Genomic DNA, 25,566 nt, shown 5'->3' on the forward strand with positions numbered 1-25,566 from the left:
ACGATGTAGAATGGCCGACCCTTGTGTCTGTCCGGAATCATTAATGGATCGCCCGCGTTTTCGTGCCGCTTTTTTTCATCCGCGTTTCTGGCTGCTATGGCTGGGTCTCGGCGTGCTGTGGCTGGTCGTGCAACTGCCTTATAAAGTACAACTGTGTATCGGCCGTGGTCTCGGCGCCCTGATGTATCGGGTGGCCGGTGATCGCCGACGTATTGCCACGCGCAACCTTGAATTGTGTTTCCCTGAAAAGACCCGCGCCGAGCGCAAGCAGTTGCTCAAGGACAACTTCGCCTCGACCGGTATCGCCTTCTTTGAAATGGCCATGAGCTGGTGGTGGTCAAAACCGCGTCTGGCCAAGCTGGCCCATGTCGAGGGGCTGGAGCACCTGAAGCAGGCTCAGCTTGAAGGCAAGGGGGTAATCCTGATGGCACTTCACTTTACCACCCTGGAAATCGGCGCTGCCTTGCTGGGTCAGCAACACACCATCGACGGCATGTACCGCGAACATAAAAACCCGCTGTTCGACTTTATCCAGCGTCGTGGCCGTGAGCGGCACAATGTAGATTCGCTGGCTGTCGAACGTGATGACGTGCGCGGAATGCTCAAGCTACTGCGCTCAGGGCGGGCGATCTGGTATGCGCCCGACCAGGACTACGGCGCCAAGCAGAGCATCTTTGTGCCTTTGTTCGGTATCCAGGCGGCCACTGTTACCGCCACCAGCAAGTTCGCCAAACTGGGCAAAGCGCAGGTTGTGCCCTTTACTCAACAAAGACTGGCCGACGGCAGTGGTTACAAGCTGGTCATTCATCCGCCACTGAGGGATTTCCCCGGAGAAAGCGATGAGGCTGATTGCCTGCGAATCAATCAATGGGTTGAGCGGGCGGTGCGTGAATGCCCCGAGCAGTATCTGTGGGCCCATCGCCGCTTCAAGACCCGCCCGCCCGGCGAGCCGAAACTGTACGACAAACGCGGCTGAGGCGGCCGCACTGGCGTGACTGCGGTTGCGCCGGTGACGGGCCTGATACTGTCTGGTGGTGGTGCGCGGGCGGCCTATCAAGTCGGCGTGCTGGCGGCGATTGCCGAGTTGCTGCCTGCCGGTGCCATCAACCCGTTCCCGGTGATTGTCGGGACGTCAGCGGGCGCGATCAATGCGGTCAGCCTGGCTAGCGGGGCGATGGATTTCACCCGCGCGGTCGAGCACCTGACCCTGTTCTGGCAGGGCTTTGAAAGCAGGCGCGTGCTACGCAGCGACTGGTCGGGGGTTTTGCACCAGGCCACGCGTTTTTTTGCTCACAGTCTGCTCGGGCTAGGCTCGCATGTGCCGGTGGCGCTGCTCGACAGTTCGCCCTTGCGCGATCTGCTCCAGGACCGGATCAACTTCCCCGGTGTTGAACAGGCGATTGCCGGGCATCACCTACGGGCTGTCGCGGTTACTGCATTTGGCTATTCTTCCAGTCAGGCGGTGACCTTTTATCAAGGCAAGGGCACCATCAATGGCTGGTTGCGCCATCGGCGCATCGGCATGCCCACCGCTTTGACGGTTGAACATCTGCTGGCCAGTTCGGCCATCCCTCTTCTGTTTGCTCCGGTCAAAATCGGCGAAGAGTATTTTGGCGATGGCGCAGTGCGGCAGTCGGCGCCAATCAGTCCGGCGCTGCATCTGGGAGCCAACCGGGTGCTGGTGGTGGGGGTGAGCGGCAACCCGCGCGGGCCGGACCTTCAGGCCGGCCAGTCGCACTACTACAACGCTCAACAACCGACGCTGGCGCAAATTGGCGGGCATATGCTCAACAGTACGTTTATCGACAGCCTGGAAAGCGATATCGAGCTGCTTGAGCGGCTCAATCACTTCAGTCGCCTGCTGCCCAGGCAATCCGACAACCTCGGTTTGTCCCCCGTGGAGGTGCTGGTGATTGCGCCGAGCCAGCCTATAGACGAAATCGCGGCCCGCCATCGGCATGAGCTGCCGGCCGCGCTGCGCATGTTCCTGCGTGGCCCCGGTGCGACCAAAACCAGTGGTGCAGGGGTGCTCAGCTACCTGCTGTTCGAGGCGGGTTATTGTCGGGAGTTGATCGAGTTGGGGCGACGCGATGCGATGGCCAAGCGCGATGCGCTGTGCCAGTTTTTGCGGGTTTGAACTACTCGCTTTTGTAGCCGCTGCCGCAGGCTGCGATAAGGGCCGCCGGCCCTTCCTCGGGGTCGCTGCGCAACCCATCGCAATCTGTTGCAGCGGCTACAGGTTTACTCGGCAATCTGCAATTTGCGCGCTTCAGTGTAGATGTAACGCAGCTTGTCGTATTCGAATGGCGAGTCGAACTGACCATAACGGAAGCTGGTGGTATAGCGTTTGTCGACAGCGCCCAGCACCCAGATCTCGGGATGGCGAGTGCTCTCGTGCGGCACGTTCAGGAAGTTGATCTCCTGGTTGACGCCATAGTCGACCACCAGGCCCGTGGTGTCGCGCAGGTTCGACGGGCCAAGGATCGGCAGCATCAGGTATGCACCGCCGGGTACGCCATAAAAGCCCAGGGTCTGGCCGAAGTCTTCACTTTGACGGGGCAGGCCCATGGCTGTGGCCGGATCCCACAGCCCGCCGATGCCGATGGTCGTATTCAGCAACAAGCGCCCTGTGGTTTCCATCGAGCGATGACCCTTGAGCTGCAGCAGGCTGTTGAACAGGTTGGGGACATCCCCCAGGTTGTTGAAGAAGTTGCTCACACCCGTGCGCAAAAAACTGGGCGTGACATAGCGATAGCCATTGACCACCGGGAGGAACACCCACTGGTCGAAGCGGTAGTTGAAATGGTAGATCCTGCGGTTGATCGGCTCCAGCGGGTCATAGATGCTCAGAGCGTTCATGGTGGCGCGCTCGAACTCACGCTGATCCAGGCCCGGATTGAACTTCAACAGTTTCAACGGCTGGGTAAACCCGTCGACATCGGGGGTCAGTTCCGTGTGAGCTTTGCTGTTGTCGGCTTGGGCGAAGCCGGCGCCGAGCAGGGCGGCGAGAAGCAATAATTGTTTAGCCACGGAAGAACTCCAGCATATCGTCAGCGTTGACTCGGTAATTGATGTTGCCGCAATGGCCGCCATAGGGGTAAACCGTCAGGCGATTACCGAAGGTTTTACGCAGGAATCCGAGGTCGCCAGGGCCCAGGATGATGTCGTCGGCGTTATGCATGACGGCAATCTTCGGGCTGTTTTTCAGGTAATCCTGCAGGGCGTACAGGCTGACCTGATCGATCAACTGCAGCAGGCTGCCGCCATCGGTCTTGGCGCGCCACATGGGGATCACCTGCTCGGTCAGGTAGCAGTCAAAGTCACACTGCAGCGAACGCTTGAGGAAAGGTGTCAGGCTGGTGCCCTCGGTGATCGGGTAGTTCGGCGGGGTGATCAGGCCACGGCGGTTGATCAGGTCCGAGGTGAACACGATATCGGCTGACGAGAAACGAAACACCGTGCCGATCAGCATGGCCATTTGCTCGTTGGTCAGGCGCTCCTTGGAGTTTTGCAGGTCATACACCAGTGCCGCATTGAGGTCGACCCGGCCTTTATCCTGGAAGTAGCGGGTCAGCTTGCCCAGCACCAGTTCGTAGAACGTGGTGGAGTTGTTGATGCCTTTGACCTCGGTCTGCACCAGCTTGTCGAGGTTGCTGATGGAGGTGAAGAGATTGACCGGCGGGTTGAGCATCAACACTTTTTTGAAGTTGAAGCTTTTGCGTGTTTCATCCAGGTGGCTGACAAAGGCAGCATCCAGCGCACCCAGGCTATAACCCGCGAGGTAGTAGTCTGTAACGGGCAATTTGGCCTGTTGGGCGCGTACAGCCTGCATCACATGATACAAATCCTCGGCGTCGTACTGGCTGATGCCGGGTGTGGCCAGGCGCGAGGCCGAACTCATGAAGTCATAGCTGGTGGGCGATGACAGCTGAACGACGTGATAGCCTTCCTGATAGAAGAGCTTTTTAAGGTATTCGTTGAGGCTGCTGTCGTAGGCAGCACCGGTGCCGGCAATCAGGAACATCAAGGGCGCCGGGTGATCCTGTTTGGCCATGCGGTAAGTGAGCTTTTTCACCGCCCAGAAATTGGCCGGCAGTATGTGCTCACGTTCAGGGCGCAGGTTGAGGGTGTAGTCCGACTGGTTGATATCATCTTCGTCGGGCAGCAGCGGGCGCATTTGCGGCGGAGTGGTGGCGATCGTAGCTTCAAACGGATTGGTTATCGGGTAGCCATACGTTGCGGGGTCGACATCGACCGCCTGCGCGGACGCACTCAAGATAAGGCCGCCCAGTAAGGCAGCGAAGGGCAGAGAACGGAGCATGGAGGCTATCCCTAAATAAGATGCGCAAAAGTTTCGCAGGCTATGACCACAGGGCTCGTACTGAAGTGCCATTCAATGGCACTAAATAATTCCCCAAACAGTCCCGAACAGGCAAAAAGTCACTCAAGATACACGCTGAATGACTTTAGTTAACAGATATCTGATTGCAAGGCTTGTATAGCTGTAGATGGGGATTAAGCTGGGCGCCGTTTTTGCCTATCGGAGTTTGTTATGCGACCTCGTTTGCCGTGGATCTTGCTGCTTATCGCTCTGCCTGTATGGTTGCTCGCCAGTTATGGGCTGCGATACGGCTTGATGGAGGACTCGCAGTGGGTGGGGACCTGTGTGGCAGAGGCTGCGCGCTGGGAATGCCAGTTGCGGGCAAACCTGGGCTTGTTGATTCATTTCCGGGTATTGGGCTGGGTCGCGCTGGTGCTGTCGATTATTGCTTTTTGCGTGCGTGGTCGTGTCGGCTGCGCACTGGCGGTGCTGGCCCTGCTGTTCGGCCTGCCCGCACTGGCGTTGTATAACGCCAGCCTCGCAGTGTTTGCCGTGGTGATCGCCGGGTTGCGCCTGGTGCGGGCCGCGAAGTAAGAGTTTGAAACATTTGTGGGAGCGAGCCTGCTCGCGAAAGGTCTTTGAGGCCTTCGCGAGCAGGCTCGCTCCCACAGGGGGATTGCACTAGAAAGGTGTCATGCGCGCTTGCGCACACTGCGCCACAGCGCCATCACCATCAGTACGCTGACCAGCGCCCACATCCAGGCCTGTTCATTGTGCAAGCCTTCGCGGTACAGCTGCACCGGTATGCCTGCCCCGATGATCAAGGCCAGCAGGCCGAACTCACGGCGCGGGCCGCCCACCGGGCGTAGCAGATAAACCAGTGCAGGCAGGAGCAGGGCGGCACTCGGGAAACTTCGATAGCGCGGTTCAAACACCAGCCCAAGCATCATCACCGCTGCGGCAAACCCGGCGGCTGCCAGCCACCAGCCCGCACGGCGCTCCAGTGCGTTGAACAGGCGTTCTCGCCAGCCGTCTTTCTGGCCCAGGGCCAATGCACCATGGGTCAGTACGATCAGGTTCAGGCCAACCAGCAAGCCAGCCCATAGCCACTCGCCAGCAAAGCGGCTGGTGACTGACGCCAGCTCGGCCCATGCCACGATGCTGCATCCCGCCACCGCACCCAGTGCTGGCAGTGTCAGAGCGGCGCGTTTTGTACGGACCCGGCCGCCAATCAGCAGTGTGCCCACAAACAGGACGGCGCCAAAGCCCAGCCAGACCGGCCAGTGCGGCAGGTTGGATACCGGGCCGGCGAGGATACCCTTGTCCTGGCGATCGGCATCAAACAAACCCCAGTAGCCGCCTACCGCCCCCTCGCTGCCACGCTTCCAGGGTTGGTCGAAGGCTTCGATCAGGTTGTACTTCCAGCCGTTTTGTTCGGCCAGGGTGACAAATCCACGAATGAATTTTGCTTCGTTTACCCGGTTTGGCTGGGCAGTTTCCCGCTGGCGACCTTCGCTCGGCCAGCCGGTCTCGCCGATCAGGATATCTTTGGGGGCGAACTTGTTGCCGAATACCTGGCGAACCTGCGCTACATGTTGTACCGCCTGGTCAATGCCGGCAGGGTCATCTTCCCAGTAAGGCAGCAGGTGGATGGTCAGAAAGTCCACGGCCGGGGCAATTTCCGGGTGTTGCAGCCAGAACTCCCAAACGTCTGCATACGTCACCGGTTGCTTGACCTGGCTTTTCACCTTGTCGATCAGCCGGACCAGCTGCGGGGCAGTGACCTCCTTGCGCAGCAAGGCTTCGTTACCGACTATCACTGCGCTGACCACATCCGGGTTGGCATTGGCTGAAGCGATCAGGGCTTGCACTTCCTGCTCCGTGGCCACGGGGTCGCGGCTGACCCAGGCGCCTGCCATCAGCTTGAGCCCGTGTTTGCGTGCCAGCTCGGGCAGAGCTTCAAGGCCCGCCTGGGAATAGGTGCGGATGCATTGAAAGCGCGTGGCCAGCAACGCCAGATCGGCATCCAGACGCTCTGCCCGTGGCACAAAAGGCTGGTCGAACGGCGACTGGTCCTTATCGAACGGCGTATAGGATGCACATTGCAGTTTATGGGTCGGTGTTGCTGCATCGGGCAATATCACCGGTTGGCCCAGGCCGTACCAGAAGCCGGCAATGGCAAATGCGCCCAGCAGGCAGGCAAGGAGATAAGGCAGCACGGGGAAGCGGACAGTCGCAGACATGGTCGGGCCGTATGGGAGCAAAGCCGCGCATCTTACCTGCAATTGAGCAGGCGCAGCGCCTGTGTATGATTTTGACATCTAATGTTTGTCAGTCTGGCCGTCCAGCGTCCGCACGCATCAATTTGGCTGTGATCGCCATGTCGCTGCTGGTTGTATGGGGGTCGTCGTCAGAGCAGGACGCTAAACAGGCGCGGTTGATTATCCGGAGCAAGTGATACGAGGCTGTAAAGCCTTGCAGGAATCTTGAAGTGGCCCGGCACTCGTCGGGCCCGGCACTGTGGGGAATCAAAGATGAAGATGCGACGAATTTTGAGCGCAGGAGCAGTCTTGGTGCTGGCGATGAGTGCGGGTTTGGCGAGCGCGCAGAACAAACCGACCCTGAATATAGGTTATGTGGATGGCTGGTCCGACAGCGTGGCCACCACCCATGTCGCGGCAGAGGTGATTAAACAGAAGCTGGGTTATGACGTGAAATTGATGCCGGTAGCCACCGGCATCATGTGGCAGGGGGTGGCCACGGGCAAACTCGATGCCATGTTGTCCGCCTGGTTGCCGGTGACCCACGGCGAATATTGGACCAAGAACAAGGACAAGGTGGTCGATTACGGGCCCAACTTCAAAGATGCAAAAATTGGCCTGATCGTGCCTGAATACGTAAAGGCACAGTCGATTGCTGACTTGAAGGGCAGCGATGAGTTTAAAAACAAAATTGTCGGTATCGATGCCGGGTCGGGTGTCATGCTTAAAACCGATGAGGCCATCAAGGATTACGACCTCAAGGGTTACAAGTTGCAGGCAAGTTCCGGGGCGGCCATGACCTCGGAGCTTGGGCGTGCCTATGCCAAGAACGAACCGATTGCCGTCACCGGCTGGGTGCCGCACTGGATGTTTGCCAAGTGGAAACTGCGTTTTCTTGAAGATCCCAAAGGCGTTTATGGTGCCGCAGAAACCGTTAACAGCATCGGCAGCAAGGAGCTGAATAAAAAAGCGCCGGAAGTTGCGGCATTTCTGGAGAAGTTTTCCTGGAATTCAAAAGACGAAATTGGTGAGGTGATGCTGGCCATTCAAGAAGGTGCCAAGCCTGAAGTGGCGGCCAAAGAGTGGGTTGCCAAACACCCGGAGCGTGTTGCCCAGTGGACCGATAAATAATCGCGAAGCGTCTAGCTCGCAGTACACAAGACCGCCTGGTGTTTTCGCCAGGCGGTTTTTGCATTTTCGGGCGGGGCAATGGTTGTCATCGTCCTTGCAGGCTAGGTAAACCGGGGGCTGCAGCAAATCAGAGGCTCTACTACTAAAGTCGTCTGGAATAGAATTTGCGCCGCCCTAATAGTGAAAACGTTCCATCTCATCTGTGCTGCGAGGACAAAAATAATGAACGACAGCATTTATATCTCGATTCAAAACAGCCCGCGCTTCAAGGAGCTGGTAAAAAAGAGAGAGCGTTTTGCCTGGCTTCTTTCGGCAATCATGCTCGGGTTATATGCCGCTTTTATCCTGTTAATTGCTTATGGGTCGCACATCATGGGGACCAAACTGAGTCCCGATTCGTCCATTACCTGGGGTATTCCGATTGGTGTGGGGCTGATTGTTTCGGCCTTTATCCTGACCGGTATCTATGTACGCAGGGCCAATGGCGAGTTTGATGAGCTGAACAATGCAATTCTCAAGGAGGCTGGGCAATGATCGGGCGCTTATTGGCAACGCTGGGCGCTACAGCCCTTGCACCGGCAGTTTGGGCGGGGGAGGCCCTGACTGGGGAAGTGCAAAAACAACCGCTCAATATTTCGGCGATCATCATGTTCGTCGTCTTTGTGGGTGCGACCCTGTGCATTACTTACTGGGCATCGAAACGCAACAAGTCGGCAGCCGATTACTATGCAGCTGGCGGCAAGATTACCGGTTTCCAGAACGGTCTGGCGATTGCCGGCGACTATATGTCGGCAGCCTCCTTTCTGGGTATTTCCGCGCTGGTGTACACGTCCGGCTATGACGGCCTGATCTATTCGATCGGCTTTCTGGTGGGCTGGCCCATCATTCTGTTCCTGATTGCAGAGCGTCTGCGCAACCTGGGCAAATACACCTTTGCCGATGTGGCCTCGTACCGCTTGGGGCAAACCCAGATTCGCTCGTTGTCAGCCTGTGGTTCGCTGGTGGTGGTAGCGTTCTACCTGATTGCGCAAATGGTCGGTGCCGGCAAGCTGATCCAGTTGTTGTTTGGTCTGGATTACCACGTTGCGGTGATCCTGGTAGGTATCCTGATGTGCATGTATGTGTTGTTCGGCGGCATGCTGGCAACTACCTGGGTGCAAATCATCAAGGCGGTCATGTTGCTGTCGGGTGCCACGTTCATGGCCGTGATGGTCATGAAGCATGTGAACTTTGACTTCAACGCACTGTTCGCCGAAGCAGTGAAGATTCACCCTAAAGGTGAAGCAATCATGAGCCCGGGCGGGTTGGTCAAAGATCCTATCTCTGCATTCTCCCTCGGTTTGGCCCTGATGTTCGGTACTGCTGGCCTGCCACATATCCTGATGCGCTTCTTTACCGTGAGCGATGCCAAGGAAGCGCGCAAGAGCGTGTTCTACGCAACGGGCTTTATTGGCTACTTCTATATCCTGACCTTTATCATCGGTTTTGGCGCAATCATCCTGGTCAGTACCAACCCGGACTTCAAGGACGCGGCTGGCGCCTTGCTGGGTGGTAACAACATGGCGGCTGTGCACCTTGCGGACGCGGTTGGCGGCAGCATGTTCCTGGGCTTTATTTCGGCAGTGGCTTTCGCCACCATTCTGGCGGTTGTTGCGGGGCTGACCCTGGCGGGCGCTTCTGCGGTGTCCCATGACCTGTATGCCAGCGTGATCAAAAAGGGCAAGGCCAACGACAAGGAAGAGATTCGGGTCTCGAAGATCACCACTATTGCATTGGCGGTACTGGCAATTGGCTTGGGTATCTTGTTTGAAAGCCAGAACATCGCGTTTATGGTGGGCCTGGCGTTCTCCATTGCTGCGAGCTGCAACTTCCCGGTCTTGCTGCTATCCATGTACTGGAAAAACCTGACCACCCGTGGCGCCATGATAGGCGGCTGGATGGGGCTGGTAAGCGCGGTTGGCCTGATGATCCTGGGCCCGACCATCTGGGTGCAGATCCTGCATCATGAAAAGGCCATCTTCCCTTACGAGTACCCGGCGCTGTTCTCCATGATCATCGCGTTTGCGGGTATCTGGTTCTTCTCCATTACGGACAAGTCCAAATCGGCAGAGAAGGAGCGTGCGTTGTTCTTCCCGCAGTTTGTGCGTTCGCAGACGGGGTTGGGGGCGAGCGGTGCGGTGGATCATTAATCCGTAATAGACAGTATGTTTAATCGAATCCCCCTGTCGCAAGGCAGGGGGATTTTTTTGTGCCTATTCTCGCTGTGCAAGTGCGAAGTTCCGTAGCAGCTGCTACAAGACGCACACACAAAAAAATACGGCCTCTATAAATAGAGGCCGTATTGTCTGCAATCAGGGCACTATCGTGGGATATGCCTTACTTGCGGTCTTCCAGCTTGGTGATGTCACGCTGCTCGTAGCCGGTGTACAGCTGGCGCGGACGGCCAATCTTGTACGGGCTGGAGAGCATTTCTTTCCAGTGCGAGATCCAGCCCACTGTACGGGACAGGGCGAAGATCACGGTGAACATGCTGGTCGGAATGCCGATCGCCTTGAGGATGATCCCCGAGTAGAAGTCGACGTTCGGGTACAGCGAACGTTCGATGAAGTACGGGTCGGTCAGGGCGATCTCTTCCAGGCGCATGGCCAGTTCGAGTTGCGGATCGTTGGTGATGCCCAGTTCCTTGAGAACTTCGTCGCAGGTCTTTTTCATGACAGTGGCGCGTGGGTCACGGTTTTTGTAAACCCGGTGACCGAAGCCCATCAGCTTGAACGGATCGTTTTTGTCCTTGGCCTTGGCGATGAACTTGTCGATGTTGGACACATCGCCAATTTCGTCGAGCATGGTCAGCACGGCTTCGTTGGCGCCGCCGTGGGCAGGGCCCCACAGTGCAGCGATACCGGCAGCAATACAGGCGAACGGGTTGGCACCCGAAGAACCCGCCAGGCGCACGGTAGAGGTCGACGCATTCTGTTCGTGGTCGGCATGCAGGATAAAGATCTTGTCCATTGCCTTGGCCAGTACCGGACTGATCGGTTTGATCTCGCACGGCGTATTGAACATCATGTGCAGGAAGTTTTCGGCGTAGGTCAGGTCGTTACGCGGGTACATCATGGGTTGACCCATGGAGTACTTGTAAACCATCGCTGCAAGCGTCGGCATCTTGGCAACCAGGCGGATCGCGGAAATTTCGCGATGCTGCGGGTTATTGATGTCCAGGGAGTCGTGGTAGAAGGCCGAGAGGGCGCCGACTACACCGCACATGACCGCCATCGGGTGGGCGTCACGACGGAAGCCGTTGAAGAAAGTCTTCAACTGCTCGTGAACCATGGTGTGGTTCTTCACGGTGCTGACAAATTGAGCCTTCTGCTCTGCGGTCGGCAGTTCGCCGTTCAGCAGCAGGTAAGCGGTCTCAAGGTAGTCAGAGTGTTCAGCCAGCTGTTCGATCGGGTAGCCGCGGTGCAGCAGGATACCGTTGTCACCATCAATATAGGTGATCTTCGACTCGCAAGATGCGGTCGACATGAAGCCAGGGTCAAATGTGAATCGGCCCGTGGCCGTCAGGCCTCGCACATCGATTACATCGGGACCCACGGTGCCAGTTAAAATGGGCAGCTCGACGGGGGCTGCGCCCTCGATGATCAACTGCGCTTTTTTGTCAGCCATGTGGCCTCCTATTTATGCTTGAAATCATCAGACAGACCCCCCACGCAGGGCCCGCACCACTATAGTGAGATAAATTCGAATGTCAATTTGCCTAAAGTCTTGCTGTACAAGGCTTTGAGAAGCGTTTTTTCGCGAATATCCCAGCCGTTTACGCCTTTTATGCCAAGAGCGCAATGCGCTATTAGGGGGTGGGTGTTTGCGTTGTCATTAGTAACCTAACTGTCTATACTCGGCAGCCGACCGCCAGAGGCTTTTGGGCCTGTTTAGATGGGGGTCGTCACTCCCGGGTGGTGGGTACCTGACCAGTGCGCATCCCAACAAACTTGCCCTGATTGTTAGGGGCTCTTCAGTGTGAAAAAAGCCGTGAATAGCCAACGACCTGTAAACCTAGACCTAAGGACCATCAAACTCCCCATCACCGGCGTTACGTCATTTCTGCACCGTGTATCGGGCATCATTCTTTTTCTCGGCCTGGGCATCATGCTTTATGCATTGAGCAAATCCCTGGGTTCCGAAGAAGGTTATGCCGAGGTGAAGGCATGCTTGACCAGTCCGCTGGCCAAATTCGTTGCGTGGGGCCTGCTCTCTGCCTTGCTGTATCACCTGGTTGCCGGTGTGCGCCACTTGATCATGGACATGGGCATCGGTGAGACGCTTGAAGGCGGCCGACTGGGCTCGAAAATCGTAATCGTCATTTCCGTGGTGATGATTGTTCTGGCGGGAGTTTGGATATGGTAACCAGCGTTACGAACCTGTCGCGTTCGGGCCTCTATGACTGGATGGCACAACGTGTGTCTGCGGTTGTTCTAGCGGCTTATTTCATCTTCCTGATCGGGTACCTCGTTGCGAACCCTGGCATTGGCTACGCCCAATGGCATGAGCTGTTCGCAAGCAACTGGATGCGTATTCTCAGCCTGCTGGCCCTTGTTGCTCTGGGCGCACACGCCTGGGTCGGCATGTGGACCATCGCGACCGACTACCTGACGCCAATGGCGCTGGGCAAGTCCGCAACAGCAGTACGTTTCCTCTTCCAGGCAGTCTGCGGCGTTGCAATGTTCGCTTACTTCGTCTGGGGTGTGCAGATTCTTTGGGGTATCTGATTCATGGCTAACACAGTTAATACACTTTCGTTCGACGCCATCATCATTGGCGGCGGCGGTGCCGGCATGCGCGCTGCTCTGCAGCTGGCTCAAGGCGGTCACAAGACTGCTGTAATCACCAAGGTTTTCCCGACTCGTTCGCACACCGTATCGGCCCAGGGTGGCATCACCTGCGCGATCGCGTCTGCAGATCCAAACGATGACTGGCGCTGGCACATGTACGATACCGTCAAGGGTTCCGACTATATCGGTGACCAGGACGCTATCGAATACATGTGTTCCGTAGGTCCGGAAGCCGTGTTCGAGCTCGAGCACATGGGTCTGCCGTTCTCCCGTACCGAACAGGGTCGTATCTACCAGCGTCCTTTCGGCGGTCAGTCCAAGGACTTCGGCAAAGGCGGCCAGGCTGCCCGTACTTGCGCTGCAGCCGACCGTACCGGTCACGCGCTGTTGCACACCCTGTACCAGGCCAACCTCAAGGCCGGCACTGTATTCCTGAACGAATACTACGGTGTCGATCTGGTTAAGAACGAGGCTGGCGATTTCGTCGGCATGATCGTTATCTGCATCGAAACCGGTGAAACCTCTTACGTTCGCGCTAACGCGACCGTACTGGCGACTGGCGGTGCAGGCCGTATCTACTCGTCCACCACCAACGCCCTGATCAACACCGGCGACGGTATTGGCATGGCGCTGCGTGCTGGCGTGCCGGTACAGGACATCGAAATGTGGCAGTTCCACCCGACCGGTATTGCCGGCGCCGGTGTACTGGTTACCGAAGGTTGCCGTGGTGAAGGTGGCTACCTGATCAACAAGCATGGCGAGCGTTTCATGGAGCGTTATGCTCCGAACGCCAAAGACCTTGCTGGTCGTGACGTTGTTGCTCGCTCGATGGTTAAGGAAATCATCGCGGGCAACGGTTGCGGTCCTGATGGCGACCACGTAATGCTGAAGCTCGATCACCTCGGTGAAGAAGTGCTGCACAGCCGTCTGCCAGGTATCTGCGAACTGTCGAAAACGTTCGCACACGTTGACCCGGTATTGGCTCCGGTTCCAGTGGTTCCGACTTGCCACTATATGATGGGCGGCGTTGCCACCAACATTCATGGTCAGGCGATCACTCAGGACGCCGACGGCAACGACCAGATCATCCCTGGCCTGTTTGCAGTAGGTGAAGTGGCTTGCGTATCCGTACACGGTGCCAACCGTCTGGGCGGCAACTCGCTGCTCGACCTGGTGGTATTCGGTCGTGCTGCCGGCCTGTTCCTTGAGCAGACCCTTAAAGAAGGCGTTGATTACGCTCGTCCACGCCAGTCCGACATCGACGCTGCCCTGGCACGTCTGGACGGCCTGAACTCGCGTACCGACGGCGAAGACGTGGCAACCCTGCGTAAAGAGCTGCAAAGCTGCATGCAGAACTACTTCGGTGTATTCCGTACCGGCGAATACATGCAGAAGGGTATTGCTCAGCTGGCTGATCTGCGCAAGCGCATCGCCAACGTGAAAATCAACGATAAGAGCCAGGCGTTCAACACGGCCCGTATCGAAGCCCTTGAGCTGCAAAACCTGCTCGAAGTGGCTGAAGCGACTGCAATCGCTGCTGAAGTTCGTAAGGAATCGCGCGGTGCTCACGCCCGTGAAGACTTCGAAGATCGTGACGACGTTAACTGGCTGTGCCACACCCTGTACTTCCCGGGTGACAAGCGCGTAGCCAAGCGTGCGGTGAACTTCTCGCCGAAAACCGTTCCGACCTTCGAGCCAATGGTTCGTACTTACTAAGGGTGGCCGATATGTTGAAAGTCAGTGTTTATCGTTACAACCCTGATCAGGACGCCGCTCCGTTCATGCAGGAATTCGAGGTCAATACCAATGGTAAAGACCTGATGGTGCTGGATGTACTGGCCCTGATCAAAGAGCAGGACGAGGGTTTCTCCTATCGTCGCTCTTGCCGTGAGGGCGTTTGCGGCTCAGACGGCATGAACATCAACGGCAAGAACGGCCTGGCGTGTGTAACGCCGCTGTCCGCTGTCGTTAAAGGCAACAAGCTGATCGTTCGTCCACTGCCAGGTTTGCCGGTTATCCGTGACCTGGTCGTCGATATGAGCATCTTCTACAAGCAATACGAGAAAGTTAAGCCGTTCCTGCAGAACGACACGCCGGCTCCGGCCATCGAACGTCTGCAATCACCAGAAGAGCGTGAAAAGCTCGACGGTCTGTACGAGTGCATCCTGTGCGCTTGCTGCTCGACCTCGTGCCCGTCCTTCTGGTGGAACCCGGACAAGTTCCTGGGCCCTGCTGCACTGCTGCAAGCCTATCGTTTCCTGGCTGACAGCCGTGACACCAAGACCAGTGAGCGCCTGGCTTCGCTGGATGACCCGTTCAGCGTATTCCGCTGCCGCGGGATCATGAACTGCGTAAACGTGTGTCCGAAGGGCCTGAACCCGACTAAGGCCATCGGTCACGTGCGTAGCATGCTGCTGCAAAGCGGCGTGTGATCCAAAGCAGTACCGCAGCACCGCTGTAACCGTAGATGCTACGGCGCAGGCTTCAACCGGCGCCGTAGTTTTAACCTGAGCAACAGCTCATAAAGCTGCGGCTCTTATTTTGAAGAAATGAGACCAGCAGGGGCATCCGGGCTGGTACCCGGACTATCAGCGTGATCCTAAGTGGCTTGTTTTAGTCGCTGTATTCGGACTTTCTCAAGCATGCTCTGGTGTTCTCGTCGATGGTGTCCCCTAACCGAGGGTGACCAAGCATGCAAGAAAGCGTGATGCAGCGCATGTGGAACAGCGGCTATCTTTCAGGTGGTAACGCTGCCTATGTGGAAGAGCTCTATGAGCTCTACCTGCACGACCCTAACGCTGTGCCAGAAGAATGGCGCACCAAATTTCAGACGTTGCCTGTTGAAGGCAACTCTGCCAACGATGTTTCGCACTCCACAATCCGCGACCATTTCGTGCTGCTGGCAAAGAACCAGCGCCGCGCTCAACCGGTTTCTGCCGGGAGCGTGAGCAGTGAGCACGAGAAGAAGCAGGTTGAAGTGCTGCGATTGATCCAGGCCTATCGGATGCGCGGCCACCAGGCAGCCCAGCTTGATCCGCTGGGGCTGTGGCAGCGTCCTGCACCTGCAGACCTGTCGATCAATCATTACGGCTTGACCAATGCCGATCTTGATACGACCTTCCGTGCCGGCGACCTGTATATCGGCAAAGAGGAAGCGAGCCTACGCGAAATTCTCGAAGCGTTGCAGCAGACATATTGCCGCACCATTGGCGCAGAGTTCACGCACATCGTCGATTCCGAGCAGCGCCACTGGTTTGAACAGCGCCTCGAAAGCGTACGCGGCCGCCCGACTTACTCGGCTGAAGTCAAAAGCCATCTGCTTGAGCGCGTGACTGCTGCTGAAGGTCTGGAAAAGTACCTGGGGACCAAATACCCGGGCACCAAGCGTTTCGGCCTGGAAGGCGGCGAAAGCCTGATTCCTTTGCTGGACGAGCTGATCCAGCGTTCGGGCAACTACGGCACCAAGGAAATCGTTATCGGCATGGCCCACCGTGGTCGCCTGAACGTATTGGTGAACACCTTCGGCAAAAACCCGCGCGAGCTGTTCGACGAGTTCGAAGGCAAGAAAAAGATCGAGTTGGGTTCCGGTGACGTTAAATACCACCAGGGCTTCTCCTCCAACGTCATGACTGCCGGTGGTGAAGTTCACCTGGCAATGGCGTTTAACCCCTCCCACCTGGAAATCGTTTCTCCAGTGGTTGAAGGGTCTGTACGCGCTCGCCAGGACCGTCGTAACGACAGCACCGGCGAAAAGGTACTGCCAATTTCCATCCACGGTGATGCTGCTTTCGCAGGTCAGGGCGTGGTCATGGAAACCTTCCAGATGTCGCAGACTCGCGGCTTCAAGACTGGCGGTACGGTTCACCTGGTGATCAACAACCAGGTCGGCTTCACCATCAGCAATCCGGAAGACTCCCGTTCTACCGAGTACTGCACTGACGTCGCGAAAATGATTCAGGCGCCGATCCTCCATGTCAATGGTGATGATCCGGAAGCCGTATTGTTCGTGACTCAGCTGGCTATCGACTACCGCATGCAGTTCAAGCGTGACGTCGTGATCGACCTGTTCTGCTACCGCCGTCGCGGTCACAACGAGGCCGATGAACCAAACGGTACCCAGCCGCTGATGTATCAGCAGATCGCCAAGCAGCGCACCACCCGTGAGCTGTATGCCGAGCGCCTGACACAAGAGAAAGTGGTGGACGCAGAACGCGTTCAAGCCAAGATCGACGAATACCGCAACGCGCTGGACAACGGCCTGCATGTTGTGAAAAGTCTGGTCAAGGAACCGAACAAAGAGCTGTTCGTGGACTGGCGTCCGTATCTGGGCCACGCCTGGACTGCGCGTCACGACACCCGTTTCGATCTGAAAACCCTGCAAGAACTGTCTGCCAAGCTGCTGGAAATTCCAGAAGGCTTTGTGGTTCAGCGCCAGGTTGCGAAGATCTACGAAGATCGTCAAAAAATGCAAGCCGGCGGCCTGCCGATCAACTGGGGTTATGCCGAAACCATGGCATATGCAACCCTGCAGTTCGAAGGTCACCCGATTCGCATGACCGGTCAGGACATTGGTCGCGGTACGTTCTCGCACCGTCACGCCGTGTTGCACAACCAGAAAGATGCTGGCACCTATATTCCCCTGAAGCACCTGTTCGAAGGTCAGCCTCGCTTTGACCTGTACGACTCGCTGCTGTCCGAGGAAGCGGTGCTGGCGTTCGAATACGGCTATTCCACCACCACGCCGAACGCGCTGGTGATCTGGGAAGCCCAGTTCGGCGACTTCGCCAACGGCGCCCAGGTTGTAATCGACCAGTTCATCACCAGCGGTGAGCACAAGTGGGGCCGTCTGTGCGGTCTGACCATGCTGCTGCCACACGGTTATGAAGGTCAGGGCCCGGAGCACTCCTCTGCACGTCTTGAGCGTTACCTGCAATTGTGTGCCGAGCACAACATTCAGGTGTGCGTACCGACCACTCCGGCACAGATCTACCATCTGTTGCGCCGTCAGGTTATCCGTCCGCTGCGCAAGCCGCTGATCGTCCTGACACCGAAGTCGTTGCTGCGTCACAAACTGGCAATCTCGACCCTGGAAGATCTGGCCGAAGGTTCGTTCCAGACCGTTATTCCGGAAATCGATGCGCAGGATCCGGCGAACGTCGGTCGCATCGTGCTGTGTAGCGGCAAGGTCTACTACGACCTGTTGGAAAAACGCCGTGCCGAAGGTCGTGATGACATCGCTATCGTGCGTCTTGAGCAGCTGTACCCGTTCCCTGAGGACGACTTGATTGAAGTCCTGGCTCCGTACAAAAACGCCAAGCATATTGTCTGGTGTCAGGAAGAGCCGATGAACCAGGGTGCCTGGTACTGCAGCCAGCATCACATGCGCCGCATCATCAGCGGTCACGACAAGTCGCTCGTACTCGAGTACGCGGGCCGTGACGCTTCTGCTGCACCTGCTTGTGGTTACGCATCGATGCACGCTGAGCAACAGGCAAAACTGTTGCAAGACGCGTTCACTGTTTAACGCCTTCGCGCACTGAAACCGAATTTAAGGAACCAAAGAACATGGCTATCGAGATCAAAGCCCCAACATTTCCGGAATCGGTTGCCGATGGCACCGTTGCCACCTGGCACAAGCAACCGGGCGACGCTGTAAAGCGCGACGACCTGATTGTCGACATCGAAACCGACAAGGTAGTGCTGGAAGTACTGGCCACTGCTGACGGCGTGCTGGGCGCTATCGTCAAGAACGAAGGCGACACCGTTCTGTCCGACGAAGTGCTGGGCTCCATCGTTGAAGGCGGCGCTGCTGCTGCCGCTCCTGCTGCTGCCGCTGCACCGGCCGCCCAGGCTGCTGCTCCGGCTGCCGATGGCGAAGACGATCCTGTTGCTGCTCCGGCTGCACGCAAGATCGCTGAAGAAAACGGTATCAACATCGCTTCCGTTGCCGGTACTGGCAAAGGCGGTCGTGTGACCAAGGAAGACGTAGTTGCTGCGGTAGCTGCCAAAAAAGCCGCTCCTGCTGCTGCGCCGGCCAAGGCCGCTGCACCTGCCGCTGCCGCTCCGGTATTCGCTGCTGGCGACCGCGTAGAAAAACGCGTTCCGATGACCCGCGTTCGTGCCACCGTGGCCAAGCGTCTGGTTGAAGCTCAGTCGAACATGGCGATGCTGACCACTTTCAACGAAGTGGACATGACTGAAATCATGGCACTGCGTTCGAAGTACAAGGATCTGTTCGAGAAGTCCCACAACGGCGTACGCCTGGGCTTCATGTCGTTCTTCGTGAAAGCAGCTACCGAAGCACTGAAACGCTTCCCGGCCGTTAACGCCTCGATCGACGGTTCCGACATCGTTTACCACGGCTTCGCCGACATCGGTGTAGCTGTTTCCAGCGACCGTGGTCTGGTGGTTCCGGTTCTGCGTAACGCCGAACTGATGAGCCTGGCTGAAATCGAAGGCGGCATCGCTGCCTACGGTAAAAAAGCCCGTGACGGCAAACTGTCGATCGACGAAATGACCGGTGGTACTTTCACTATCACCAACGGTGGTACTTTCGGTTCGATGATGTCGACCCCGATCGTTAACCCGCCGCAAGCCGCGATCCTGGGCATGCACAACATCCTTCAGCGTCCAATGGCAGTCAACGGTCAGGTAGTTATCCGTCCGATGATGTATTTGGCTCTGTCTTACGATCACCGCTTGATCGATGGCAAAGAAGCTGTAAGTTTCCTGGTAGCAATCAAAAACCTGCTGGAAGACCCGGCTCGTCTGCTGCTGGATATCTAATAGAAGCTGCTGCAAGTTTCAGGTGCCAGGCTGCGGGAAAAAGCAGTCTGGCTTTGGCTTGCAGCTTGCTGCTGACAGCTTGTAGCTAATAGAGGATCTATTTTCATGTCTCAGAAATTTGACGTTGTAGTGATTGGTGCGGGCCCTGGCGGCTATGTTGCAGCCATCAAGGCTGCGCAACTGGGCCTTTCGACTGCTTGCATCGAAAAATACACCGACAAGGAAGGCAAACTGGCGCTGGGCGGTACTTGCCTGAACGTTGGCTGCATTCCATCCAAGGCGCTGCTGGACAGCTCCTGGAAGTACCACGAAGCCAAGGATGCATTCGCCATCCACGGCATCACCACCGGTGAAGTGAAGATGGACGTTGCTGCGATGGTTGGCCGTAAAGCCAACATCGTTAAAGGTCTGACTTCCGGCGTTGCGACCCTGTTCAAGGCCAACGGCGTTACTTCCCTGCAAGGCCACGGCAAACTGCTGGCCGGCAAGCGTGTTGAGCTGACCAAGCCAGACGGCAGCGTTGAAATCATCGAAGCCGAGAACGTGATTCTGGCTTCGGGCTCGCGTCCGATCGACATTCCACCTGCTCCAGTCGACAACAACGTGATCGTTGATTCGACCGGCGCCCTGGAATTCCAGTCCGTGCCAAAACGTCTGGGCGTTATCGGCGCTGGCGTGATCGGTCTGGAACTGGGTTCGGTATGGTCCCGTCTGGGCGCTGAAGTGACTGTTCTGGAAGCCCTGGACACCTTCTTGATGGCTGCTGACGCTGCCGTTTCGAAAGAAGCCTACAAAACCCTGACCAAACAAGGTCTGGACATCAAGCTGGGCGCTCGCGTCACCGGTTCCAAGGTCAACGGCGAAGAAGTCGTTGTGACCTACACCGACGCCAACGGCGAACAGACCATCACCTTCGACAAGCTGATCGTAGCCGTGGGTCGCCGTCCGGTGACTACCGAGTTGCTGGCAGCTGACAGCGGCGTGACCATCGACGAGCGCGGTTTCGTGTTTGTTGACGATCATTGCGCAACCAGCGTACCGGGCGTATTCGCCATTGGTGACGTGGTTCGCGGCATGATGCTGGCACACAAGGCTTCCGAAGAAGGCATCATGGTTGTCGAGCGCATCAAAGGTCACAAGACCGAGATGAACTACGACCTGATTCCATCGGTTATTTACACTCACCCGGAGATCGCGTGGGTTGGTAAAACCGAGCAGGCCTTGAAAGCTGAAGGCGTTGAGGTTAACGTCGGCACCTTCCCGTTCGCCGCCAGTGGCCGTGCCATGGCAGCAAACGACACCGGTGGCTTTGTCAAAGTCATTGCTGATGCCAAAACTGACCGCGTACTGGGCGTCCACGTGATTGGCCCGAGCGCTGCAGAGCTGGTACAGCAGGGCGCGATCGGTATGGAATTCGGCACCAGCGCTGAAGATCTGGGCATGATGGTTTTCTCCCATCCGACCCTGTCCGAAGCCTTGCACGAAGCAGCACTGGCTGTGAATGGCGGCGCCATCCACATTGCCAACCGTAAGAAACGTTAAGACCAGACAATAAGAAACCACGGCGGTTTGCCCGTCGTGAGCCTTGCTAGCAAGCCTCACCGCGGAACTTCCGCCGGACGCAGTCTTGTCTTGTTTTAACCGGGCCCGGCTCCGCTCAAGCGGATGTCGGGTTTGTTGAAACAGCACAAGCAGCAGTCACAGGTGGTGCGGCACTAATAGTAGTGCAGCGCCGAATGCGCAGTACCTAACGAAGACGGTAAAAAGCATGAATCTTCACGAGTATCAGGGTAAGCAGCTGTTCGCTGAATACGGCCTGCCAGTATCCAAGGGTTATGCAGTAGACACCCCGGAAGCAGCCGCAGAAGCTTGCGACAAAATCGGTGGGACCGAATGGGTTGTAAAAGCCCAGGTTCACGCAGGTGGTCGCGGTAAAGCGGGCGGCGTTAAGCTGGTTCGCAGCAAAGAAGACGCTAAAGCATTCGCACAACAGTGGTTGGGCAAGCGTCTGGTGACTTACCAGACTGACGCCAATGGTCAGCCGGTCACCAAGATCCTGGTTGAGTCGTGCACTGATATCGCTAAAGAGCTGTACCTGGGCGCTGTCGTTGACCGTTCGAGCCGTCGTATCGTGTTCATGGCTTCCACCGAAGGTGGCGTGGACATCGAGAAAATCGCTCACGACACTCCAGAAAAAATTCTGAAAGCAACGATCGATCCACTGGTTGGCGCACAGCCATTCCAGGGTCGCGAGTTGGCTTTCCAGCTGGGTCTGGAAGGCAAGCAAGTTGCTCAGTTCGCCAAGATCTTCGTAGGTCTGGCCAAACTGTTCAAGGATCACGATCTGGCCCTGCTGGAAGTGAACCCGCTGGTTATCAAGACTGACGGCGATCTGCACTGCCTCGATGCCAAAATCAACATCGACGCAAACGCCATGTACCGTCAGCCTAAGCTGAAAACTTTCCACGATCCGTCGCAAGACGATCCGCGCGAAGCGCACGCTGCCAAGTTCGAACTGAACTACGTAGCGCTGGAAGGCAACATCGGCTGCATGGTTAACGGCGCTGGTCTGGCCATGGGCACCATGGACATCGTTAACCTGCATGGCGGCAAGCCAGCCAACTTCCTCGACGTTGGCGGTGGTGCTACCAAAGAACGCGTTACCGAAGCGTTCAAAATCATCCTGTCCGACAGCAATGTCGCAGCAGTGCTGGTTAACATCTTCGGCGGCATCGTTCGTTGCGACATGATTGCCGAAGGCATCATCGGTGCAGTGAAAGAAGTCGGCGTGAAAATCCCGGTAGTTGTGCGCCTTGAAGGCAACAACGCTGATCTGGGCGCTAAAGTACTGGCAGAAAGCGGTTTGAACATCATCGCTGCTACCAGCTTGACCGACGCTGCTCAACAAGTTGTTAAAGCTGCGGAGGGCAAGTAATGAGCGTCCTGATCAATAAAGACACCAAAGTTATCTGCCAGGGCATCACTGGTTCGCAGGGCAGCTTCCACACCCAGCAAGCCATCGAATACGGCACCAAGATGGTCGGTGGCGTTACTCCGGGCAAAGGCGGCACCACTCACCTGGACCTGCCTGTTTTCAACACCGTGAAAGAAGCCGTAGAAGCAACTGGCGCAACCGCCAGCGTTATCTACGTACCGGCTCCTTTCTGCAAGGACTCGATCCTTGAAGCAGCGTTCGGCGGCATCAAGCTGATCGTGTGCATCACTGAAGGCATTCCTACCCTGGACATGCTGGACTGCAAAGTTAAGTGCGACGAACTGGGTGTTACCCTGATCGGCCCTAACTGCCCGGGCGTTATCACGCCAGGCGAATGCAAGATCGGCATCATGCCAGGTCACATTCACTTGCCAGGCAAAGTAGGCATCGTGTCGCGTTCCGGCACCCTGACTTACGAAGCTGTAAAGCAAACCACTGACGCCGGTTTCGGCCAGTCGACTTGCGTAGGCATCGGTGGTGACCCGATCCCTGGTTCCAACTTCATCGACATCCTGAAGCTGTTCCAGGAAGACCCGAAGACCGAAGCGATCGTTATGATCGGTGAGATCGGCGGTTCGGCTGAAGAAGAAGCGGCTGCCTACATCAAGGCAAACGTGACCAAGCCGGTTGTTTCCTACATCGCTGGTGTGACTGCCCCTCCAGGCAAGCGCATGGGCCACGCAGGCGCAATCATCTCTGGCGGCAAGGGTACTGCAGACGAGAAGTTTGCTGCCCTGGAAGACGCAGGCGTAAAAACCGTGCGTTCGCTGGCAGACATCGGCAAGGCTCTGTCCGAGCTGACTGGCTGGGCAATGAAGTAAGCCTCGCGCTTAACTGACTGCTCTACCAGGCAAAGGCCACCTTCGGGTGGCCTTTGTGCGTTTGGGGTCAAGCAAAACCCTTGTGGGAGCGGGCTTGCTCGCGATGCAGGCGCCGCGGTCATTCAGATAAATCGCGTCGTTACCATCGCGGGCAAGCCCGCTCCCACAACGTGCGGTTTTGAGCTATCCAGGGCAGGCAAAACCACACCAAAGCATTTTTCGATGTCGTCCAGGCGACAACTGCGTTCGTTCATCGGACAGTCCGCCCTCTAACAGTGCGCTGTAGGAAAAAACTCGGTAATCTTGCCAGCATTCCGCAGTTCTGCGTGTGCATCCCAAAAGGAAGCCACGCGCTAGAAGGGTTGGTCTTATACGGATCGACAGCATTTCCCACATCCGCACGGGAAATTCCCCTCTAAATCCCGATTCAGTAGTGTGGTATTTCCGTAATGAAAGTATTGAAAGGCCAGGACATCCTGGCACTTGGGTTTATGACTTTTGCCCTGTTCGTTGGGGCAGGCAACATCATTTTCCCGCCAATCGTTGGCCTGCAGGCCGGACCTAACGTCTGGATGGCTGCATTGGGCTTCCTGATCACCGCAGTCGGTCTGCCGGTAGTCACCGTTATTGCCCTGGCCAAGGTCGGTGGCGGCATGGACGCACTGAGCAGCCCGATCGGCAAGATCGCCGGGGGCTTGTTGGCAGCCGTGGCCTATCTGGCTGTTGGCCCGTTGTTCGCGACCCCGCGTACCGCCACCGTATCCTTTGAAGTCGGCCTGGCACCTTTGACCGGTGAAAGCCCACTGGCGCTGTTTCTGTACAGCTCGGTGTACTTCCTGATCGTGTTTTTCGTGTCGTTGTACCCGGGTCGCCTGCTGGACACGGTAGGGCGCTTCCTTGCTCCGTTGAAGATCATCGCCCTGGCCATTCTCGGCATTGCTGCCGTTGCCTTGCCTGCAGGTGATGTTGGCGTCGCGACCCCCGAGTACGTGGCCGCACCGTTCTCCCAGGGTTTTATCAATGGCTACTTGACCATGGATACCCTGGGTGCGCTGGTGTTCGGTATCGTGATCGTGAATGCCATCCGTTCCCGTGGTGTTGAATCACCCAAGCTGATTACCCGCTACGCCATCATTGCCGGCCTGATCGCCGGTGTCGGCCTGGCGCTGGTCTACATCAGCCTGTTCCGCCTGGGTGCGGGCAGCCATGAAGTGGCGACGGGTGCAACCAATGGTGCGGCGGTACTGCACGCCTATGTACAACACACCTTCGGTTCGCTGGGCAGCGGTTTCCTTGCCGTACTGATTGCACTGGCTTGCCTGGTAACGGCCGTTGGCCTGACCTGTGCCTGCGCTGAATACTTCAGTACTGTGCTGCCACTGTCTTACAAGACGCTGGTGATCATCCTTGCGCTGTTTTCGCTGGCCGTGTCGAACCTTGGCTTGACCCAGTTGATTGCGTTTTCCATCCCGTTGCTGACGGCGATCTACCCGCCTTGCATCGTGTTGGTGGCGCTGAGTTTCTGCAAAGGCCTGTGGAATGCCCAGAGCCGGATCGTTGGTCCGGTCATGCTGGTGTCGTTCTTCTTTGGCTCGATCGACGCGCTTAAAGGTGCTGGCCTGGGTGAGTGGATTCCGGCCCAATTGGCCAATATGCCATTTAGCGAGCAGGGCCTGGCGTGGCTGGTGCCTAGTCTTGTGACCCTGCTGGGCGCAGTAATCTGCGACCGTCTGCTGGGCAAACGAGTTGAAGCAATGGCGTAATTACCCGGTTCGCCAAAAGCGTTGCCGAGTCAATAAAAAAGCCCTGCATCTTAATGGATGCAGGGCTTTTTTAATGGGCGTGTGTTCAAGCATGCAAACACTAGCCATTAACGTTCAGATACAACAAAGCCCGCACTTGGCGGGCTTGGTTTTATATCGCAGAAAGTCGTGTTACTTGCTTTCTGTAGTTGCCGCAGGTGCAACCGGAGCAGTCTGGCCGGCTTCTTCAGCAGCGGCTTTATTGGACTCGGCTTGTGCTTTTGCAGCTTCGGCGTTCTCTTTGGCCGCGTCGTTTACTTTGTCTTGTGCTTCAGACATTTTTTCTTGCGCTTGCTCAGAATGCTGGGCAGCGTCCTGGGCTTTGTCTTCGGATTTTTTGTCGCAGGCAGCCAGGCCAAGCGAAGCAGCCAGCATCAAGGCAACAGCAAAAGTATTACGCATGGGGTGTTTCTCCTTATGAGTAGATCTACGGGGCGTTTGAGCATGGGCTGATGGCTTAAGTTCCATGCTCGAACACATATATAAGTAAAGCAGCGCGGGCGGAAACTATTGGTAAAAAACTTGAGCCACTGGTTCGGCCCTTGAAATTTGCATCATTGGCCCCAACTTTCATCACATCCCGCCGCTAACCCTTACGGGCGTGGCCACTGCCATCCAAT

21 protein-coding genes are annotated in these 25,566 nt (G+C 56.9%); 16 read left to right on the plus strand and 5 right to left on the minus strand.

Features of this window, described 5'->3' with window-relative positions; genetic code table 11:
- Positions 1–43 precede the first annotated feature (43 nt).
- A complete protein-coding gene (locus GHN92_RS10030; protein ID WP_133144923.1) occupies positions 44–976 on the plus strand; it encodes a lipid A biosynthesis lauroyl acyltransferase in 933 nt (310 codons plus the stop codon).
- 15 nt (positions 977–991) lie between these two features.
- Complete coding sequence (locus tag GHN92_RS10035; RefSeq protein WP_095002123.1) at positions 992–2,137, plus strand: patatin-like phospholipase family protein; 1,146 nt, start codon at positions 992–994, stop codon at positions 2,135–2,137.
- 104 nt (positions 2,138–2,241) lie between these two features.
- On the opposite strand, the gene GHN92_RS10040 is transcribed toward GHN92_RS10035, so the two are convergent.
- Together GHN92_RS10040 and GHN92_RS10045 are read right to left on the minus strand one after the other, a co-directional pair.
- Entirely contained in the window at positions 2,242–3,030 is a 789-nt protein-coding gene (locus GHN92_RS10040) for a VacJ family lipoprotein (protein WP_095002122.1), read from the minus strand.
- Positions 3,023–4,321, minus strand: a complete 1,299-nt coding sequence (locus tag GHN92_RS10045; RefSeq protein WP_095002121.1) for a serine/threonine protein kinase — start codon at positions 4,319–4,321, stop codon at positions 3,023–3,025. Before GHN92_RS10045 ends, GHN92_RS10040 begins: the two co-directional genes overlap by 8 nt.
- A gap of 231 nt (positions 4,322–4,552) precedes the next feature.
- Between GHN92_RS10045 and GHN92_RS10050 the strand changes: the two genes are divergently transcribed.
- On the plus strand, positions 4,553–4,915 hold the full coding sequence (locus tag GHN92_RS10050; protein WP_095002120.1) for a hypothetical protein: 363 nt from the start codon (positions 4,553–4,555) through the stop codon (positions 4,913–4,915).
- 98 nt (positions 4,916–5,013) lie between these two features.
- Here GHN92_RS10050 and GHN92_RS10055 read toward each other — a convergent pair whose 3' ends face one another.
- Entirely contained in the window at positions 5,014–6,564 is a 1,551-nt protein-coding gene (locus tag GHN92_RS10055) for a beta (1-6) glucans synthase (RefSeq protein ID WP_153379985.1), read from the minus strand.
- Positions 6,565–6,855: 291 nt separating this feature from the next.
- Here GHN92_RS10055 and GHN92_RS10060 point away from each other — a divergent pair, with 291 nt between their 5' ends.
- The 3 genes from GHN92_RS10060 (at position 6,856) to GHN92_RS10070 (ending at position 9,902) form a co-directional block, all read left to right on the plus strand.
- The gene (locus tag GHN92_RS10060; protein WP_095019110.1) at positions 6,856–7,713 is read left to right on the plus strand and encodes a glycine betaine ABC transporter substrate-binding protein; all 858 of its coding nucleotides are present in this window, start codon (positions 6,856–6,858) and stop codon (positions 7,711–7,713) included.
- A 222-nt stretch (positions 7,714–7,935) separates the two neighbouring features.
- Positions 7,936–8,247, plus strand: a complete 312-nt coding sequence (locus GHN92_RS10065; protein WP_095002117.1) for a DUF485 domain-containing protein — start codon at positions 7,936–7,938, stop codon at positions 8,245–8,247.
- The gene (locus GHN92_RS10070) at positions 8,244–9,902 is read left to right on the plus strand and encodes a cation acetate symporter (protein ID WP_095002116.1); all 1,659 of its coding nucleotides are present in this window, start codon (positions 8,244–8,246) and stop codon (positions 9,900–9,902) included. The genes GHN92_RS10065 and GHN92_RS10070 overlap by 4 nt, the downstream gene beginning before the upstream one ends.
- Before the next feature lie 187 nt (positions 9,903–10,089).
- Here GHN92_RS10070 and gltA read toward each other — a convergent pair whose 3' ends face one another.
- Positions 10,090–11,379, minus strand: coding sequence for a citrate synthase (gene gltA, locus GHN92_RS10075; RefSeq protein ID WP_095002115.1), 1,290 nt, complete (start codon positions 11,377–11,379; stop codon positions 10,090–10,092).
- A gap of 351 nt (positions 11,380–11,730) precedes the next feature.
- Between gltA and sdhC the strand changes: the two genes are divergently transcribed.
- From sdhC to brnQ, 10 genes are all read left to right on the plus strand, one after another.
- Complete coding sequence (gene sdhC / locus GHN92_RS10080; RefSeq protein ID WP_019828563.1) at positions 11,731–12,117, plus strand: succinate dehydrogenase, cytochrome b556 subunit; 387 nt, start codon at positions 11,731–11,733, stop codon at positions 12,115–12,117.
- The gene (sdhD, locus tag GHN92_RS10085; RefSeq protein ID WP_153379987.1) at positions 12,111–12,479 is read left to right on the plus strand and encodes a succinate dehydrogenase, hydrophobic membrane anchor protein; all 369 of its coding nucleotides are present in this window, start codon (positions 12,111–12,113) and stop codon (positions 12,477–12,479) included. Before sdhC ends, sdhD begins: the two co-directional genes overlap by 7 nt.
- Before the next feature lie 3 nt (positions 12,480–12,482).
- Positions 12,483–14,258 (plus strand): succinate dehydrogenase flavoprotein subunit, encoded by a 1,776-nt coding sequence (sdhA, locus tag GHN92_RS10090; protein ID WP_016780168.1) that lies wholly within the window; start codon positions 12,483–12,485, stop codon positions 14,256–14,258.
- 11 nt (positions 14,259–14,269) lie between these two features.
- Positions 14,270–14,974 carry a succinate dehydrogenase iron-sulfur subunit gene (locus GHN92_RS10095; RefSeq protein ID WP_016780169.1) on the plus strand — a complete coding sequence of 235 codons (705 nt, stop codon included), beginning with the start codon at positions 14,270–14,272 and terminating at the stop codon, positions 14,972–14,974.
- A gap of 260 nt (positions 14,975–15,234) precedes the next feature.
- Positions 15,235–18,066: a 2-oxoglutarate dehydrogenase E1 component gene (locus GHN92_RS10100; RefSeq protein WP_020467780.1), complete on the plus strand. Its 2,832-nt coding sequence runs from the start codon at positions 15,235–15,237 to the stop codon at positions 18,064–18,066.
- Between the two features lie 41 nt (positions 18,067–18,107).
- The gene (gene odhB, locus GHN92_RS10105; protein WP_083369842.1) at positions 18,108–19,328 is read left to right on the plus strand and encodes a 2-oxoglutarate dehydrogenase complex dihydrolipoyllysine-residue succinyltransferase; all 1,221 of its coding nucleotides are present in this window, start codon (positions 18,108–18,110) and stop codon (positions 19,326–19,328) included.
- A 105-nt stretch (positions 19,329–19,433) separates the two neighbouring features.
- A complete protein-coding gene (lpdA, locus tag GHN92_RS10110; RefSeq protein ID WP_016780172.1) occupies positions 19,434–20,870 on the plus strand; it encodes a dihydrolipoyl dehydrogenase in 1,437 nt (478 codons plus the stop codon).
- Between the two features lie 226 nt (positions 20,871–21,096).
- On the plus strand, positions 21,097–22,263 hold the full coding sequence (gene sucC, locus GHN92_RS10115; protein ID WP_016780173.1) for an ADP-forming succinate--CoA ligase subunit beta: 1,167 nt from the start codon (positions 21,097–21,099) through the stop codon (positions 22,261–22,263).
- Entirely contained in the window at positions 22,263–23,144 is an 882-nt protein-coding gene (sucD, locus tag GHN92_RS10120; RefSeq protein WP_095002114.1) for a succinate--CoA ligase subunit alpha, read from the plus strand. The genes sucC and sucD overlap by 1 nt, the downstream gene beginning before the upstream one ends.
- A gap of 449 nt (positions 23,145–23,593) precedes the next feature.
- Entirely contained in the window at positions 23,594–24,907 is a 1,314-nt protein-coding gene (gene brnQ / locus GHN92_RS10125) for a branched-chain amino acid transport system II carrier protein (RefSeq protein ID WP_153379989.1), read from the plus strand.
- A gap of 171 nt (positions 24,908–25,078) precedes the next feature.
- On the opposite strand, the gene GHN92_RS10130 is transcribed toward brnQ, so the two are convergent.
- The gene (locus GHN92_RS10130) at positions 25,079–25,348 is read right to left on the minus strand and encodes a hypothetical protein (RefSeq protein ID WP_095019112.1); all 270 of its coding nucleotides are present in this window, start codon (positions 25,346–25,348) and stop codon (positions 25,079–25,081) included.
- Positions 25,349–25,566 lie beyond the last annotated feature (218 nt).

Origin of the sequence: Pseudomonas sp. FSL R10-2964 (assembly GCF_009600035.1) — a bacterium.
Lineage (GTDB): Bacteria > Pseudomonadota > Gammaproteobacteria > Pseudomonadales > Pseudomonadaceae > Aquipseudomonas > Aquipseudomonas bubulae.